This is a genomic window from Pseudomonas sp. A39 (assembly GCF_058145955.1).
On the sequence record NZ_JBYVMD010000013.1, the window covers coordinates 84,180 to 100,453 of the forward strand.

Here is a 16,274-nt window from a genome sequence, read left to right on the forward strand (position 1 = left end):
ATGGACTGACCGAGTGCCAGTGATCATTACTGTACCCACTGCACGCTATCGAACACAAAACCCGGGCTCAGAAAGCCTTTACCGGTGTTGCCCGATGCAACACCGATCTCCAGTGTGTTCGCGCCAACCTGCAACGCGCTGGCGGGGATGCTGACCTCAAACACCACGTTATTACCCCGATAAGTCCCACGGGTGATGCCCCGGCTGTCCGGCTGGTTCGACGCCGGTGGCACGGGCGCCTGCCAGCGCTGATTGACGCTCACCTGCGGGCGCCCACCGGCTTGAGCCAGGGAAATGAACAGGCGCAGGCGAGCGTCGCGCACTTGGTGGGCGGCCAGCATGAAGGTGATGCGCGTGGGGGTGTTGATGTCACGCCATTGTGCGGCGGGAAACTCGTTGGGGCGGCTGGTGCCGAGGGTGTAGGTGACCGGCTTCCACGGTGCCATGCGTGAGTCGCTGGGATGAGCGGAGGCGAGCAGGTGCGCGTTAAGAAACCCTGCCGGAGTGCCATCAGGTGTGCCGATTTGCCATTTCACTTGGCCTGTCGACGGTTGCGCCTGCAGGCGCGTCTGCGTGGTGGCACCCGCGTTGATATCAACGCTGCGCTGCGCCACCTCCAACTCATTCTGATAGAGCGTCACCCGGTACTGCCCTGGACGTATCCCCGTCAACTGGAACCGGCCGCTGTCGTCGGCACGGGCCCAATATTCGGCGCCGGCATTGCTCAAGCCGATTACCGCCGGCAATGCACTGGCCACGCCCGAAACCTGACCGGCCAGCGCACCTCGTCCTGTGCTGCCCAGGAAGCCGGCAAGGCCGAGGTTATCGTTGACGAAGCTCAGGTCTTTCACGGTGTCGGAGGGCGCGCCACCGTCGGTAAACAACAGCCCGTACACCCCGTGCAAGCCGCCGCGATAGGCTTCGGTCTGGGTGTGATTGGAGAACATGTAGTTGTACAGCTCGTGGGTGATCGGCGTTTTCTGGGTGGCGATATCTTTGAAAAACGGCCCTCCAGCACTGAGCTCACGGTTGCCCATCAACATGTAGACCGCCACGCCCGGGCCTTTGACCGCGTGCAGGGGGTCGTCGATCATCGCGTGTGCCGAATAGAACTTGGAGCTGGTGCGCCCGTCGGGCAGCAGAAACACATCCTTGCCTTCGATGGCCGTGCCGACGTTGGAGTCGGTGCCGCGATCGGCCTTGGGCAGCTTGCTGACGTTGAGCCGCGCAACAAAGCGCAGCTCGCCCACCGGTAGCAGGGTTGGCGCGTAGGTCGCCATGTAAATGGCTGCGCGTCCTTTTTTCGCCAGGTAGTAGTGGATCACATTGCCCGCGCGAGCACTGATGACAATCACGTCCGCTACCGTGCGCGCGTCTACTTGCGCGCTGCCCAGGCCGGATGCAAGCTGCGAGGCTTTGGGCTCGGTGGTCTGCAATTCACTGTCGCGGTACCGCATGGAGACCAGGTCGCCATTGCGCGTGTCCACGCTGAACAGCAGGTCTGTACCGGTGTCGACGTCGATTCGGGCGTCGGTGCGCGTGAAGCCGAAGCTGGCGGCGTGTGCCTGGGCCGCAAGCGTACAAAACACCATCAGCAGGAATCGTCGCATCAGTGGCTGCCTGGATTGAGGTGGCCCGCACCCGCGTCGTGTGGGACTTCAATCCGCACACTATCGGCGGGCTGCGGGTTAACCAGGTATTGACGGTATGCCCTGAACGCCTCCAGTGCCGCGGTATCCTGGGGACGATAGTCGTCGCCACTCAGGTGCTGCAGGTTAGCCACACAGGGCCTGCCTAGCGCGGCCTGGCAGGTGTCGGTGGCCGACTGCGCGACGGGATCGAAGAGCGCGTACGCCGTGCCCGGTTGCCGGGTATCGTTGAACAGTGGGTGTGTCACGTCTTCGAACGCATTGCCTTCCACCAGCAAATGGGAGCTGGCGGTACGGGACATGATCGCGCCTTGGTATGTCAGGTGGGCAAACAGGTTATTGACCAGTTGCGCGCGCACCTCGGCATCGCCCATGCCGCCCGAATGGGGCGCCCGGCCCGACGTGTCGTGCACATAGTTTCTGAGCAGCGTCAGCGTGTCGTGATGGCCCAGAAACAGCCACACCCAGTAATGATGACCATCACAGGTCGCGGAGTAGGGCGTGCGGCCGTCGAATTCGTTGTTGGAAATCGTCACATGGGTCGCGCTGCCCCAACCGGTCACGATCATCTGCCGCCCAATACGCGCAAAGGTGTCGTGGTCGATCCACACGCCATCGGCATCGTCCAGGGTGAGTGCATCGCCGCCCCAGACCACGCGTGGGTTGATGTCCGATAGGGTCAGGTTGCGCACAATGACATTGTGCGCGCCGCTCCCGATGAACAACCCCATGCCCTGGATACCGGCATGGGCCCCCACGCCCAATAAGGTCTTGTTCGAGCCGACTTTCAGGCGCTGCAAGCCTGCTTTGTCATAGGTCACCGTGGCGGGTGGTTTCGACTGGCAGAAATGGTTGGCACCGTCGATTGCCCATTGTCCACCGCCATGGGGACAGGCGTTGGCCATGCACCCGGCCTCTGTGACGTGGGCACTGCCATCGGTCACCACCGAATTGCGAAAATCGAAGACATGGTCCAAGGCAATAACGCGCGGAGTGTCATCGGTGCAATTGCCGCGCGTGTCGAAGCGTGCACACAGTGCTTTTTTCAGTTCGGCCGCCGTGGCGGGATGCACGGCCGCAACTTCGCCACCACCGGTTACGGCCTTGGCAAAACCGTCGGGATGACTTGCCGCCAGGGCCAACTGTGGTGTTAGCAAAGAGGCCGACAGCACGGAGGCTGACAGGTACCGCACAAAGGGATTCCGGAGGGGCAACGGCGTTGTCCTGAGTGGTTCATTCCAGGCGGCCAGGCCTTGTTAAACAGGCCGGCCATGATCCGAACACCCATGGGTATTAATCAAACGGTTTAATCGCGATAGCGATTGTCTTCAGCTGAGGTTCAGTTGGACGTTGGCAAATAGCCGTATTTGACCGGTTTTCGTGCGTCTACCCGCTCATCTCGGAAGGCAGAACACTGTACCTGTGGCGAGGGAGCTTGCTCCCGTTGGACTGCGCAGCAGTCCCAGCCTTTTTAAACAAAGTGCTGGGGCCGCTTCGCGACCCAACGGGAGCAAGCTCCCTCGCCACAAGTGGCTTTAGGACTATCGCCCTTCAGCGCATATGCAAAATGATCGGGCTGCTGCTCGCCGGGTCCGTATGCCCGCGCAACTCGCGCACCGCTTTCGCGTCGACCGCGCCACCGTTGTTGCCCCATGTACTGCGCATGTAGGTCAGCACCTGGGCGATTTCCGGGTCGGACAATTGCTCACGAAACGCCGGCATGCGGTAGGCATCCGGCACGCCGGCGGCGACTACGCGTTGTGAGCCGTTGAGCGTGATGTTGATCGCGGATGCACTTTCCTTGGCCAGTGCCGAGGTGGCGCCGGCCAGGGGGGGCATCCATTCCGGCTGGCCCTTGCCGTCGAGGCCGTGGCAGGAGGCGCAGCGCGTCGCATAGGTGTGGGCACCGGGCGTGTCCTGGCCTGCGGTTACCGCCTGATACTGCCACGGCGCGCCGTCACGCTGCGGGTCGCCGGGCAGCGACTTGAGGTAGCGGGCGATGGCTGCCAGGTCGTCGTCCTGCATGAACTGCGTGGAGTTGTTGAAGGCCTCGGTCATCGAGCCGTAGACCACGGCATGGGCGTTGCGCCCGGTCTTGAGGAATTGCACAATCTGCGGCTCGCTCCAGCGGCCCAATCCGGTGTTGGGGTCTTGGCGCAGGCTGGGGGCGTACCAGCCGTCGAGCAGGGCGCCGGCGAGGAACGGCGCTCCGGACTCGTCCAGCGCCTTTTCATTGAACGCCAGGCCGCGTGGCGTGTGGCAACTGCCGCAGTGACCGGGGCCTTGGACAATGTAGGCACCGCGGTTCCACAGTGCGTCCTGGTTGGGCTTGGCGGCGTAAGGGGCGGTCGGCGCGAACACCCCGTTCCACAGCGCGATCGGCCAGCGCAGGTTGAGCGGCCAGGGAATAGCGCTGGGGATATTCGGCTGCTTGGCCGGTTGCACGCCCTGCATGAAAAACGCGTACAGCGCGCGCATGTCGTCGTCGCTGAGCTTCACATAAGACGGGTAGGGCATGGCCGGGTACAGCCGCCGGCCACCCGGCGCGACGCCGTGGCGCACCGCCCGGTCGAAGTCGGCCAGCGTGTAGGCGCCGATGCCGGTGTCCCGGTCCGGGGTGATGTTGGTGGCGTGAATCGCTCCCAGCGGCGTGGCCATCTCCAGGCCGCCGGCGAACGGCGCCTTGCCGGGCAAACTGTGGCAGGCCACGCAATCGCTCAAGCGGGCGACGTATTCGCCGCGACTGACCACTGCGAGCTCGAAGGCGGCGGCCTGTTCCTTTTCAAACGGTGTAGCAGGCTCACGGGTGACATACCAGGCCAGCAGGCCTGCCGCGACCAGGCAGGGCAGCGCCAGCCAGCCTGCGGTTCTTGCGAATCGACGGGTGTTCATGGGCATTTCCTGAAGGTCAGCTGAAGGTGTGTCGGCTCATGGGCAGGCTGCGAATACGCTGGCCGGTCAGTTGCGCCACCGCATTGGCCACCGCAGGCGCGACGGCGGGCAGCGGCGGTTCACCGATGCCGCCCATCTTTTCGCCACTTTCGACAACCCGTACGTGCACCCGCGCCATGCGCGATGGGGGCAGGATCGGGTAGAGGTCGTAGTTGCGCGCCCGTGGCAGGCCGTTCACGTACACCGCTTCTTCGAGCAAGGTCTGGGATAAGCCCAAGGCCACCGCGCCATTCACCTGCGCTTCGACGATTGCCGGGTTGACGATGCTGCCGGGGTCGATGGCCTGCCAGATATCGTGCACCTTGACCTGGCCGTTTTCGATCGACACTTCCGCGATCACTGCCGCGTGGGAGCCGAACGGCGAAGCCATGGCCACGCCACGCGCACGTCGGCTGCCGTCCTCGGCGGTGAAGGGGCCTCGTTTCCAGCCACCGGACAATTCGCCCGCCGCTTGCAGCAGGGTGGTCAGCCGTGGGTTGTCGCGCAGCAGGTGCAGGCGCAACTCATAGGGGTCGTGCCCGCCTTTATCTGCCAGTTCATCGAGGAACGCTTCATAGAAGAAGTCATTCAGCGAATTGCCCACCGAACGCCAGTAGCCGAGCATCGCCGGGCCTTTGACGTAGATCTGTGCGATGCGTTTGTTGGGGATGGCGTACGCCTTGCCCGACAAGCCTTCAAGGGCGGTGGGGTCGAGCTTTTCGCCCTGTTTGCCGGCGATGGCTTCGGTCGGGCCTTCGGTGGCGCTCACGGCTTCAATGGCCACCGGCAGGCCTTTGTCATCCAGCGCGGCGCGGAACTTGACCACCGCGACCGGGCGCAGCACATCACGCAGGAACTCTTCCTCGCGGCTCCAGATCACCTTGACCGGACGGCCCACCGCCTTGGCCAGCGCGATGGCCTGCGGATACGGGTTGGCCGAGTCATACAGGAAATGCCGGCCGAAAAAGCCACCCAGCAGGGGCGAATGCAGGTTGATTTTCGCCACGTCGAGACCGGCGCGCTTGGCGATGTCGGCACGGAACATGTCCGGCGCCTGGTTGGGCAGCCAGATATCCAGCGTGCCGTCGGCGTTGTAGCGTGCGAGGGCCGATGGCGGCTCCAGCTGGGCGTGGTTGAGGTATTGGTTGTGGTAGGTGGCGTCGACTGTGGTCTTGGCGCCTGCCAAGGCGGCGGCTACGTCGCCTTCGTTTTCGTCGTCGCGGGCCGGGCCTTGTTGGGCGGCGAGAAAATCGCGGAAGCCATCGCTGGAAAAGTCCGCCGGCATCACGCGCACGGTCGAGTCGGACGCCGCTTCCTGCCAGTCGGCCTGGATCGCTTCCACGGCACGCTTGGCGTGCCACCAGCGTTCAGCGACCACGGCCACTGCGCCGGGCAGTACATGCACCGAGTGCACGCCTTTCATGGCTTCGACCTGCGCCTGGTTACGCACGCCGCCCACGGTCATGCCCAGGCGTGGCGCGTGTTGCACGGCAGCGTGGAGCATGCCGTCGACCTTCAGGTCGATGCTGTACAGCGCCTTGCCGGTGGATTTGTCATAGGCGTCCAGACGCTTGACCGGCTTGCCGATCCAGCGGAACTGGCTCGGGTCGCGCAGGGTGATGCTGGCCGGGTCGGGTACCGGCATGTCGAGGGCGCGACCGGCCAACTCACCGTAGCCCAGCGAGCGGCCGGACGCGGCGTGTACCACCCGGCCCGGCTGGGTGGTCAGTTCGGCCAGCGGTACACCGAGCTGCTCGGCACCGGCCTGCAGCAACATCGCGCGGGCGAGAGCGCCCAGGCGGCGCATGGTCGGGTAGCTCATGCGCACCGACATGCTGCCGCCGGTAATGCGCATGCCGTTTTCCATCACCACATAAGCTTCGCCGGGCGGAGCGGCCTCGACCACGAAGGTGGCGGGATCGGCGTCCAGTTCTTCGCCGACAATCTGCGCCATGGCGGTGTGCGTGCCTTGCCCGCCTTCCATAAAGGGGCTGAGCAGGCGCACGCTGCCGTCCGGGCGGATTTCCAGGAACGCCGGCACTTGGGTGCCACGTTCTACGGTGGCGGCGGCCTGCACCCTGGCCGAGCCGAGTGGCAAGCCAAAACCGATGACCAGCGCACCCACGGCAGTACTCGCCAGAAAGCGGCGGCGCGACAGGTTGACGGGTTCACCGGATAACAGGTCGAGCAGTTCAGGGCGCGTGTTCATCAGACGCCCTCCTGCTTGGCCAACTCGTCGACGGCCGTGTGAATGGCGTTGTACGTGCCGCAGCGGCACAGGTTGATCATTGCGGCGTCGATCTGCGCCTTACTGGGCGCAGGGGTGTGCTTGAGCAGCGCGGTGGCGGCCATCACCTGCCCGGACTGGCAGTAACCACATTGCGCGACTTGGTGCTCGACCCAGGCCGCGACCACACGCTTGCCCACGTCATCGGTTTCAATGGCTTCGATGGTGGTGACTTCGCGTCCGACCACCCCGGCTACCGGCGTGACGCAACTGCGCACGACATTGCCATCCACCAGCACCGAACAGGCGCCGCATTGGGCCAGGCCGCAGCCGTATTTGGTGCCGGTCAGCCCCAGGTCATCACGGATCACCCACAGCAGGGGCGTGTCGGCGTCGGCGTCGACCTGATAGGTTTTTTGGTTGATGCGTAATTCCATGGCTCACCTGCTCATCATCGGTGGAGGCGGCCATTTTTAGTATTGAGAGTGCGGCGGCCGCTCATTGTCGAACTCTAGACCAGCGCACAAGGGCTATCTATCCGAAATCCGATAAGTCGGAGGATTAGGCAAGTATTCAAGAGGATTGAGCGATGGCTTAAGCGTACGGATCGGCTGCGCTGTTTCTGACCGACTGTTGATCTGGGTCAGTACAACGCTGATTGGTGCCCATGAGCCGCTGCGGGACAAGGTCGACTCGTTTTTATGAGTGATATCATGGCGCCACTATTTTGGCGTGCAGGCGTCAATGTGAACCATGGAAATGAGGCTTCAGGGAAATGCTTAAGAATGCTCCGCTGCGTCTGAAACTGTTGTTGATTCTGCTGCTGCCCATGCTCGGGTTCTTGACCTTGGCCGGCGTGTTTGTGGGAGACAACTACAAGACGCTGCGTGAAATGAACACCACGGTCACGGCCAGCAGCACTGCCCAGACGTTAAGCCGACTCATCACCACGCTGCAGCGTGAACGCGGTGCCAGTGGGGTATTCCTCGGCAGTGGCGGTAAGTCCATGGGCGAGCGGATGGCGCAGATGCGCACAGACTCCAGTGCGGCCGTCGCGGTGGTGCGGGGTTTATCGGTGTCAGGCAGCGCGACGTTGGACAGCGTACTGCGGGCCCTGGATCAGCTACCGGCCGTGCGTGCGCAGGTCGATAAACTCGGCATCACCAGCACTGAGTCAGGCGCGCGTTATACCGCAATCATTGACGTGCTGATTGGATACACCCATTCCCTGGAAGCGAGCGTCAACAACGCAACCATTGTCTACGCGCTCGGCGCACTGAACCAATTTATCGAAATGAAAGAACGCGCCGGCCGCGAGCGGGTGCTGCTGGGCCTGGTCTTCAACCAAGGGCATTTCGATGAGGCGCTGCTGTCGCGCTTCAGCCGCAACCTGGGCGAGTTCGGCGCTTACTACGATGCGTTCCGGCGCAAGGCACCCACGGCCTCGCTGCAACAGTTCGACACGCAGATGCAAAACCCCGCCGCCGTCGACGTCGGCAAGTTGCAGCGCCTGGCGTTCGAGGTGCCGATGGGCCAGGCACTGGGGATCAAACCCGAAGCCTGGTTTGAAACTTCCACCCAGCGCATTGACCTGATGGGCCAAGTGGAAGACGCCCTGAGCCAAAGTGTCAGCAACCTGGCGATGCATGAGCGAGATGACGCCAGCCGCGCCCTGTGGTTGACCCTCGGCGCGGTGGTCGTGGCCCTGCTGGCGGTGGCGGTGTTGTCCTACCTGATTATCCGCATGATCGACTTGGCGGTACGGGACGTAAACCGCGTGCTCAACGACTTGGCGCAACGCGATCTGACGGCGCGGGCGACCTATGAGAGCAAGGACGAGTTTGGCCAGATCTCACGCAACCTCAATCGCATGGCAGAGGAGATCAGTGGGGTGGTGCAGGAAATCGGCAACGCCACCGCACAGGTCGCGACGGCGGCGGAGGAGTCGTCCACGGTGACGATTCAGACCAGCCAGAGCGTCGAGCAACAGCGCCAAAGCACCGAGTTGGTCGCCACGGCGATCAACGAGATGAGCGCCACCGTGCGCGAGGTGGCGCACAGCACAAACGATGCGGCGCAGATGTCGCAACAGGTCAACACCAGCACCACCCAAGGGCGCATCGAGATCGAAAGCACCATCGCGCTGATCCGCCAGCTCTCGGGACAGGCCGAGCAAACAGCAGTGATCATTGGCGAGCTCAAACACGAAAGCGATGGGATTTCTTCCGTGCTGGACGTTATCCGCGGCATTGCCGAGCAGACCAACCTGCTGGCGTTGAATGCGGCGATTGAAGCCGCGCGGGCCGGGGATCATGGGCGTGGCTTCGCGGTGGTGGCGTCCGAGGTGCGGGTGCTGGCCCAGAAGACACAGGAATCCACCGGAAGCATCCAGCGGATGATCAGCAACCTGCAAACCGGTTCGGACCGCGCGACCACCTCCATGCAGGAAACCTTGGGCAAGGCCCAGGACGGTGCGATCAAGGTCGAGCGTGCGGGGGAGTTGCTGTTGGAGATTGCTGAGGGCGTGGCGCGTATCAGCGATCGCAACATTCAGATTGCCTCGGCGGCGGAGGAGCAAAGTGCGGTGTCGGAGGACATCAATCGCAATGTGAACGAGATTAATGACTTGGTTATTCAGGTGAGTGCCGGGGCAGAGCAGACGGCGGTCACCAGCCAGGAATTGGCACGTTTGGCCGAGCATCAGCAGCGTCTGGTCAATCGTTTCAAGGTGGCGTAAGGGGCTGCTATGTTGTCGTACAACTGCTTGAGCTATGATGAGGGCTCATTCGCAAACCGAGAATAACGCGCCCGATGGACTACCCGAACGTCCAACCCAGTGCACGTCGAAAGCACCGCAGCATGGCCGAGGACCTGGTGGCCGAGTTATCTCGGCGCATCCACGCCGGCGAGTTGGCGTGTGCGACCAAACTGCCGACCGAGTCGCAGGTCATGCAGGAGCATGGCGTCAGCCGCACGGTGGTCCGCGAGGCGATTTCGCGCCTGCAGGCGGCGGGGCTGGTGGAAACCCGGCATGGCGTCGGGACGTTTGTGTGTGACATCCCGAGCGCGAGTGGTTTTCGTATCGACCCGGCCAGCATTGTCACGTTGGAGGATGTACTGGCGGTGCTGGAGCTGCGCATCAGCCTGGAAGTGGAGGCCGCCGGCTTGGCCAGCCACCGGCGCACCCCTGAGCAGTTGCAGTTGATGCGTGACTCGCTGGATATTCTCCAATCCAGTGCCATCAGTGCCGAGTATGCGGTGGCCGCGGACTTTCAGTTTCACCAGCAGATCGCCCTCGCCACCGGCAACCGCTACTTCACCGATATCATGCTGCACCTTGAGGTGAGCATTATTCCCCGTGCGCGCATGCACTCCACGCGCCAGGCCAACAACGACAAAGAACCCTATGTAGAACGTTTGAGCCGCGAGCACGAGGCGATCTACCAGGCCATTGCGCGCGGCGACTCCGACGCAGCGCGCGCGGCCATGCGCTTGCACTTGTCCAACAGCCGTGAGCGGATGCGCCGGTCTTACGCGGCGGCCAGCGCCGCTCAATCGGTGTCGAACGGCCCGGCTGCGGTGAACGCGCCGCCCTGAAACAGCCGGTCGGGATCGTTCTCGCCAGGCTCCGGCTGGCGCTCGACGGTGTCGCGAAACGCCTCCGAACTGTCCTGCGGGTTAAAGCCCAGGTGCGCTGCGTGGCGGTTGTCCCACCAGGTCGTGCGGTTGGCGGAAACGCCGTAGACCACGGTGTGCCCCACATCACGCGCGAGCAGGGCGCGCTCAATCAAGTGGTTCAGGTCGCGGTAGCTCAGCCAGGTCGACAGCATCCGTCGGTTGCGCGGCTGCGCGAATGAAGAGCCGATGCGCAAACTGACCGTTTCAATGCCATAACGCTGGAAGTAAAAGCTCGCCAAGTCTTCACCGTAGGCCTTGGACAAGGCGTAATAGCCATCCGGGCGTCGCTCGCTGCGGGCATCCAGGGGTTGGTCCTGTGTGTGAAAACCGGTGACGTGATTGGAGCTGGCGAATACCACGCGCTTGATCCCGTGTTTGCGCGCCGCTTCATAAAGATGAAAGGTGCCGCGGATATTGGCGTCGAGAATCGCTTCGAACGCCCGCTCAACGGAAATCCCACCCATGTGCACGATGGCATCCACGTCCTCGACCAGGGCGTGCACGGCCTTTTTGTCGGTCAGGTCGCAGTGCACGACTTCGTCATGGGCGCCGGCGCTGGGTGTCAGGGGACTGATGTCGGAGGCGCGCACGATATGCGCGTGGGCTTGCAGGGTTTCCCGCAGGATTTGCCCCAGGCCGCCGGCGGCGCCGGTCAACAGAATGCGGTTGAAGGGTTTGGTTGTGGTCACGTTGAATCTTCCTTGTCGATGTGTACGCGCGAGCCCGCCACAGCGAACTCGCGACTGCAGTGCCAATAGGCGTTACATGAAGTTGTACTGCACCCCCAGGCGCCAGCGGGCCTGGCGGTCTTCGCTGGTGGCGTTGACCTTCACGTCCCCGATTTCCATGAACGGGGCCCACTCTTTGGTCAGTTTGTATTTGACGATCATGTTCTGTTCGTAATCGCTCTTCTTATTGTCGTAGCGGATGTAGTCGGTCTTGAAATAGATGTACTGGTATTCAAAGGCCCACTTGCTGGCCGGGGTATAGCCCAGCCAGCCTTCGAAGCGATTGGTGTGCTGGTTGTCCTTGGCGCGATCCGGCATGTCCTCGTTGATCTGGTCGCGGTCGAGCTTCTTTGCGTCCAGTCGATAGCGCGTGGCGACGTAGAACGCGTCGTTGATCTTGTAGTTGTACTTGAGGCCGAACTTGTAGGTTGTCGAGTCCTTCGAACTGTCCATTTGGAACGCCGGGGTCAGGGTCGATTGCGGGCTGAGCTTGTAGTTGTAGCTCACCGTGAACTCGTGGCCGTTGTTGATCATGTTGTCGTAGGCGACGTCTTCACGATCGCCGGCCGTGCGGTATTTCAACTCCCCCTCGAATCCCAGGCCGCTGTCCATGCGGTAGCCGAGTTTGATCCGGTCAGCGTGAGCGCTGTCGTCTTCGGTGAACTGATGGCGGTAGTTGATGTTGGCGGAGTCGGCGTTGACGCAGAAGGGCAGGCCGAGCGCAGTGACAGTCAAAAGCGTGCGTAGGGTGGTGTTCATACGGTCTTCTTTTATTGTTTTTGTTGGAATGTTCTACCGGCCTGACGCCGGCAGTTGTTACGAACCTGTTACGTTTTGCGCGCCGACATACGTTATCGTATGACTATGCAGTGGTCTACGTGTTATCGGTCGTTTTGAAACACTTGGTTACAAATATGTGCAATGAATACTGGGTTATTCTCGTGTCTTGTTATTTTGAGTTGTCTTTAAAAGCGAGGGATTTCGGGGGTTTTAGTGAGATTTGCGGCGCGGAGTGGTTGGCTTTTCAAATGTTGTACGATGACCTATGATCATTCTCAGCAGGCGACGCTCCTGTCACAAATTCAATAAGAAGGCTAAAGACGTCCATGAGAATTACCGCAGTCAACGTCCAGGTGTTTTCCTACCCGACTCGCCGCGCAGTAGACAGTGCCGGCCACGCCCATCCCGGCGAAGTCGCCCAGGCCAAGATGGCCCTGTTGCGTATCCAGACCGAGGAGGGCACCGAGGGTTACGCGTTCGGGCCGCCGGAATTGATCCGCCCTTATGTGCTCGATGGGTTTGTGCGCAAGGTGCTGGTCGGGCAGAACGCTTTTGATCGAGAAAAAATCTGGCACGACCTCGCACACTGGCAGCGCGGCAGTGCCAGCCAGTTGACCGACCGCGCGCTGGCCTTGGTGGAGCAGGCCTTGTGGGATTGGGCCGGGCGCAAGCTGGGCGTGCCGGTGCACAAACTGATCGGCGGTTTTCGTGACAAGGTTCCGGCCTACGGCTCGACCATGTGCGGGGATGAATTGCCCGGCGGCCTGGCCACGCCCGACGACTATGGGCGGTTTGCCGAGACCCTGGTCAAGCGCGGCTATAAGGCGATCAAGTTGCACACCTGGATGCCGCCTGTGTCCTTCGCCCCGAGCCCGCGCATTGACGTCAAAGCCTGCGCGGCGGTGCGCGAGGCGGTGGGTCCGGACATCGCGCTGATGCTCGACGGCTATCACTGGTACAACCGAACCGACGCCCTGTATATCGGCCGCGAGCTGCAGAAGCTCGATTTCGCCTGGTTCGAAGAACCGATGATGGAAGACTCCGCCGAATCCTATGCCTGGTTGGCGGGCCAGTTGGACATCCCGGTACTGGGCCCGGAAACCCTGGCCGGCAAACACTTGAGTCGCGCCAGTTGGGTGAAGAATGATGTGTGCGACATCCTGCGTGCCGGGGTCGCCGGCGTCGGCGGTATCGGCCCGTGCCTGAAGGTGGCGCACATGGCCGAATCGTTCGGGATGGATTGTGAAATTCACGGCAATGGCGCGGCCAACCTGGCCGTGGTCGGTGCGATCAAAAACTGCACCTGGTACGAGCGTGGGTTGCTGCACCCGTATTTGGATTACGACGAAGTACCGGCCTACCTCAAGCGCCTGGTCGACCCGATGGACAGCGATGGGTTTGTGCACCTGTCCGATTTGCCGGGTCTGGGCGAAGACATTGATTTCGAATTTATCGAGGCCAACACGCTTAACCGCTTTTGATGTGAACTGAGGTCTCCCGACCACGGCCGGGACACCCACGAGCCCTATAAATATAAGAAAGGCGTTTTACTATGAGCATTCTTCCTTCGCTGTGGGCGCGGGTGCTGGCGGCGACCCTGGTGGTTGGCGCAGTCCCTGTGGTGCAGGCCAAGACCCCGGCTGATCAGTTGATCGTCGGCATGAGCATGATCAATCTGCTGTCGCTGGATCCGGCCGCGGCCACCGGGCTGGATGTGTCGGAGATCAATGCCAATCTCTATGACATGTTGCTGGTGCAGGACGTGGCCAGGCCCGACCAATTGGTGCCGGCACTGGCCGAGCGTTGGCAGGTCAGCGATGACCGCAAGACCCTCACCTTTAACCTGCGCACCGATGTGAAATTCCAATCCGGCAACCCGCTGAGTGCCGATGATGTCGCCTGGTCATTGCAGCGGGTGCTCAAGCTGAACCTGGCGCTGGCTTCCACCTGGAAGGCCTATGGCTTCAGCGCCGACAATGTCGAGCGCTACATGCGCGCCACCGACCCCAACACCTTCGTGATCGAACTGCCACGCCCGACCGACCCGCAGCTGGTGCTCAACACCCTGGCGACGTCGCCCAGTGCGTTTATCCTCGACCGTAAAACCGTGCTCGAACACCAGAAAAACAACGACATGGGCGCCGCCTGGCTGGTCACCCACGCGGCCGGCAGCGGCGCGTTCGTGCTCAACGACTGGCGCGCCAACGACGTGATCCTGATGACCCGTTTCGACGGCTACTGGGGTGGCCCGGCCAAACTCAAGCGGATCGTCATGCGCAACATGACCGAGTCCCAGTCGTTGCGCCTGATGATCGAGCGCGGCGACCTGGACATCGCCAAAGGCATGTCCGCACCCGATATCCAGGCCTTGCAGGGTAACCCCAAGGTACGCACCCAGACCCTGCAGCGCGGCACCTTGTATTACGTGGCGTTGAGCGTGAAGCAGCCGATGTTCGCCGACGCCCGCGTGCGCAAAGCCGTGCGTTCGCTGATCGATTACCAGGGCATCAACCAGACGGTGATGCCCCACTACGGCCTGATCAACCAGCGCCCACTGCCGCTGGGCCTGGCCGCGCGCCTGCCGGACCCGGGCTATCGCCTGAACGTCGAGGAAGCCAAGGCGCTCCTGGCGCAGGCCGGCTACCCCAACGGTTTCAAGACCACCATTCGCGTGCTGGCCGAGCCGCCGTTCATCAATATCGCTTCCAACCTGCAATCGACCTTGGCCCAGGCCGGGATCGAAGCCAGCATCATCACCGGCACCGGCAACCAGATCTACGGCGCGATGCGTGAGCGCAGCTTCGACATCATCGTCGGCCGCGGCGGCGGCGGGGCCGAGCGCCACCCGCATTCCAGCTTGCGTACCCTGGTGTACAACCCGGACAACCGTGACGAAGCCAAACTGAGCAACTTCCAAGGCTGGCGCACCTCGTTCTACAGCCCCGAGTTGAACCAGTTGATCGAACGTGCCGAGGTCGAGCCCGATGGCGCCAAGCAACTGGCCCAGTATCGGCGGGTCCAGCAACTGCTCGACGAGCAAGTGGGCGCGATCCTGCCGGTATCCCAGATGACCGACACCGTGCTGGTCTACAGCGACGTGACGGATTTCCAGGGGCACACGGCCGCCACTACCCGCTACAAGGACGTCTACAAGACGCGCTAAGGCCGCGCATCCTCGGATGCCGACTGCACAGGAGCTTCCCATGTTTGTTATGACTGCCTCGGTAATGGGCGCTCGCGCGTCCAACACAGCCCGGCGTGCCGGTACGGTCCTGGTGACCTTGCTCGGCCTGCTGGCGCTGACGTTCATCATCGGCCGGGTCATGCCGCTCGACCCCGTGCTGGCCGTGGTCGGGCCGGACGCCGACAGCTCCACCTACGACCAGGTGTACCGGGCCATGGGGCTGGATAAGCCGATCTGGACTCAGTTCGGCCTGTACCTCAACGACCTGTTGCACGGTAACTTCGGCAACGCACTGTTGACCGGCCACCCGGTACTGGATGACATCCGCCGGGTGTTCCCCGCGACCATCGAACTGGCGACCCTGGCGATCCTGTTCGGCATCGTCATCGGCCTGCCGCTGGGCGTGTGTGCCGCCAGTAACCAGGGGCGCATGGGCGATCACGTGGCGCGGGTCATCACCTTGTTCGGCTATTCCACGCCGATTTTCTGGCTGGGCATGATGGGCTTGCTGGTGTTCTACGCCTGGCTCGGTTGGGCCGGCGGGGCAGGGCGCATCGATCTGGCGTACGACGGCATGGTACCCGACGTGACCGGCCTGTTGCTGATCGACACGGCGCTCGCCCGCGACTGGGAGGCCTTTACCAGCGCCTTGCGCCATATCGTGCTGCCGGCGCTGATCCTGGGGCTGAATTCGGTCGCTTACATCAGCCGCATGACCCGCAGCTTCATGCTGGAGCAGCTGTCCCAGGAGTACATCATCACCGCTCGCGTCAAAGGCTTGTCCCGGCGCCAGGTGGTGTGGGGCCACGCTTTTCGCAACATCCTCGTGCAATTGCTGACGGTGGTGGCCCTGGCCTACGGCTCGCTGCTCGAAGGCGCCGTGCTGATCGAGACCGTGTTTGCCTGGCCCGGTTTTGGCCAGTACCTCACCAGCAGCCTGATGCTGGGGGACATGAACGCGGTGATGGGGTGCGTGCTGGTGATCGGCTTGATCTTTGTCGCGCTCAACCTGATCAGCGATGCCCTCTACAAAGTGTTCGACCCGCGCACCCGTTAAGCGCTTCGCAGTACCGATAAAACTATAAAAAGAAGGATTC

The 16,274-nt window shown here is 62.4% G+C and carries 12 protein-coding genes; 5 read left to right on the forward strand and 7 right to left on the reverse strand.

The features are described from left to right. Positions 1 to 26 precede the first annotated feature (26 nt). The 5 genes from AC3ZU9_RS12970 to AC3ZU9_RS12990 form a co-directional block, all read right to left on the reverse strand. The gene (locus AC3ZU9_RS12970) at positions 27 to 1,610 is read right to left on the reverse strand and encodes a rhamnogalacturonan lyase B N-terminal domain-containing protein (protein WP_490090820.1); all 1,584 of its coding nucleotides are present in this window, start codon (positions 1,608 to 1,610) and stop codon (positions 27 to 29) included. Beyond that, on the reverse strand, positions 1,610 to 2,842 hold the full coding sequence (locus AC3ZU9_RS12975; RefSeq protein ID WP_490090821.1) for a pectate lyase family protein: 1,233 nt from the start codon (positions 2,840 to 2,842) through the stop codon (positions 1,610 to 1,612). The genes AC3ZU9_RS12970 and AC3ZU9_RS12975 overlap by 1 nt, the downstream gene beginning before the upstream one ends. 358 nt (positions 2,843 to 3,200) lie before the next feature. After that, complete coding sequence (locus AC3ZU9_RS12980; protein WP_490090822.1) at positions 3,201 to 4,541, reverse strand: c-type cytochrome; 1,341 nt, start codon at positions 4,539 to 4,541, stop codon at positions 3,201 to 3,203. A gap of 16 nt (positions 4,542 to 4,557) precedes the next feature. Further along, positions 4,558 to 6,789: a xanthine dehydrogenase family protein molybdopterin-binding subunit gene (locus AC3ZU9_RS12985; protein ID WP_490090823.1), complete on the reverse strand. Its 2,232-nt coding sequence runs from the start codon at positions 6,787 to 6,789 to the stop codon at positions 4,558 to 4,560. Beyond that, entirely contained in the window at positions 6,789 to 7,244 is a 456-nt protein-coding gene (locus AC3ZU9_RS12990) for a (2Fe-2S)-binding protein (protein WP_046035403.1), read from the reverse strand. Before AC3ZU9_RS12990 ends, AC3ZU9_RS12985 begins: the two co-directional genes overlap by 1 nt. 392 nt (positions 7,245 to 7,636) lie before the next feature. Here AC3ZU9_RS12990 and AC3ZU9_RS12995 point away from each other — a divergent pair, with 392 nt between their 5' ends. Then, positions 7,637 to 9,544, forward strand: a complete 1,908-nt coding sequence (locus AC3ZU9_RS12995) for a methyl-accepting chemotaxis protein (RefSeq protein WP_490090834.1) — start codon at positions 7,637 to 7,639, stop codon at positions 9,542 to 9,544. A 74-nt stretch (positions 9,545 to 9,618) separates the two neighbouring features. Beyond that, positions 9,619 to 10,404, forward strand: coding sequence for a FadR/GntR family transcriptional regulator (locus AC3ZU9_RS13000; RefSeq protein ID WP_012723502.1), 786 nt, complete (start codon positions 9,619 to 9,621; stop codon positions 10,402 to 10,404). Here AC3ZU9_RS13000 and AC3ZU9_RS13005 read toward each other — a convergent pair. Both AC3ZU9_RS13005 and AC3ZU9_RS13010 read right to left on the reverse strand, forming a co-directional pair. Next, positions 10,359 to 11,174, reverse strand: a complete 816-nt coding sequence (locus AC3ZU9_RS13005; protein WP_490090824.1) for an NAD-dependent epimerase/dehydratase family protein — start codon at positions 11,172 to 11,174, stop codon at positions 10,359 to 10,361. The two genes, AC3ZU9_RS13000 and AC3ZU9_RS13005, sit on opposite strands and share 46 nt — an antisense overlap. A 72-nt stretch (positions 11,175 to 11,246) precedes the next feature. Continuing rightward, positions 11,247 to 11,972, reverse strand: coding sequence for an oligogalacturonate-specific porin KdgM family protein (locus tag AC3ZU9_RS13010; protein WP_046035400.1), 726 nt, complete (start codon positions 11,970 to 11,972; stop codon positions 11,247 to 11,249). Positions 11,973 to 12,319: 347 nt separating this feature from the next. Here AC3ZU9_RS13010 and AC3ZU9_RS13015 point away from each other — a divergent pair, with 347 nt between their 5' ends. The 3 genes from AC3ZU9_RS13015 to AC3ZU9_RS13025 all read left to right on the forward strand — a co-directional run bounded on the left by AC3ZU9_RS13015 (position 12,320) and on the right by AC3ZU9_RS13025 (position 16,234). Then, complete coding sequence (locus AC3ZU9_RS13015) at positions 12,320 to 13,474, forward strand: mandelate racemase family protein (protein ID WP_102061054.1); 1,155 nt, start codon at positions 12,320 to 12,322, stop codon at positions 13,472 to 13,474. A gap of 71 nt (positions 13,475 to 13,545) precedes the next feature. Next, entirely contained in the window at positions 13,546 to 15,156 is a 1,611-nt protein-coding gene (locus tag AC3ZU9_RS13020; protein ID WP_093545214.1) for an ABC transporter substrate-binding protein, read from the forward strand. A gap of 40 nt (positions 15,157 to 15,196) precedes the next feature. Next, positions 15,197 to 16,234 carry an ABC transporter permease gene (locus AC3ZU9_RS13025; RefSeq protein WP_012723508.1) on the forward strand — a complete coding sequence of 346 codons (1,038 nt, stop codon included), beginning with the start codon at positions 15,197 to 15,199 and terminating at the stop codon, positions 16,232 to 16,234. The last annotated feature ends 40 nt before the right edge of the window (positions 16,235 to 16,274 follow it).

Bases quoted from the DNA above. Each gene is read 5' to 3' on its own strand.
- AC3ZU9_RS12990 (WP_046035403.1), bottom strand. From the start codon at position 7,244: ATGGAATTACGCATCAACCAAAAAACCTATCAGGTCGACGCCGACGCC.
- AC3ZU9_RS12985 (WP_490090823.1), bottom strand. From the start codon at position 6,789: ATGAACACGCGCCCTGAACTGCTCGACCTGTTATCCGGTGAACCCGTC.
- AC3ZU9_RS13000 (WP_012723502.1), top strand. From the start codon at position 9,619: ATGGACTACCCGAACGTCCAACCCAGTGCACGTCGAAAGCACCGCAGC.
- AC3ZU9_RS12970 (WP_490090820.1), bottom strand. From the start codon at position 1,610: ATGCGACGATTCCTGCTGATGGTGTTTTGTACGCTTGCGGCCCAGGCA.
- AC3ZU9_RS13010 (WP_046035400.1), bottom strand. From the start codon at position 11,972: ATGAACACCACCCTACGCACGCTTTTGACTGTCACTGCGCTCGGCCTG.
- AC3ZU9_RS13015 (WP_102061054.1), top strand. From the start codon at position 12,320: ATGAGAATTACCGCAGTCAACGTCCAGGTGTTTTCCTACCCGACTCGC.
- AC3ZU9_RS13020 (WP_093545214.1), top strand. From the start codon at position 13,546: ATGAGCATTCTTCCTTCGCTGTGGGCGCGGGTGCTGGCGGCGACCCTG.
- AC3ZU9_RS12980 (WP_490090822.1), bottom strand. From the start codon at position 4,541: ATGAACACCCGTCGATTCGCAAGAACCGCAGGCTGGCTGGCGCTGCCC.
- AC3ZU9_RS13025 (WP_012723508.1), top strand. From the start codon at position 15,197: ATGTTTGTTATGACTGCCTCGGTAATGGGCGCTCGCGCGTCCAACACA.
- AC3ZU9_RS12995 (WP_490090834.1), top strand. From the start codon at position 7,637: ATGCTCGGGTTCTTGACCTTGGCCGGCGTGTTTGTGGGAGACAACTAC.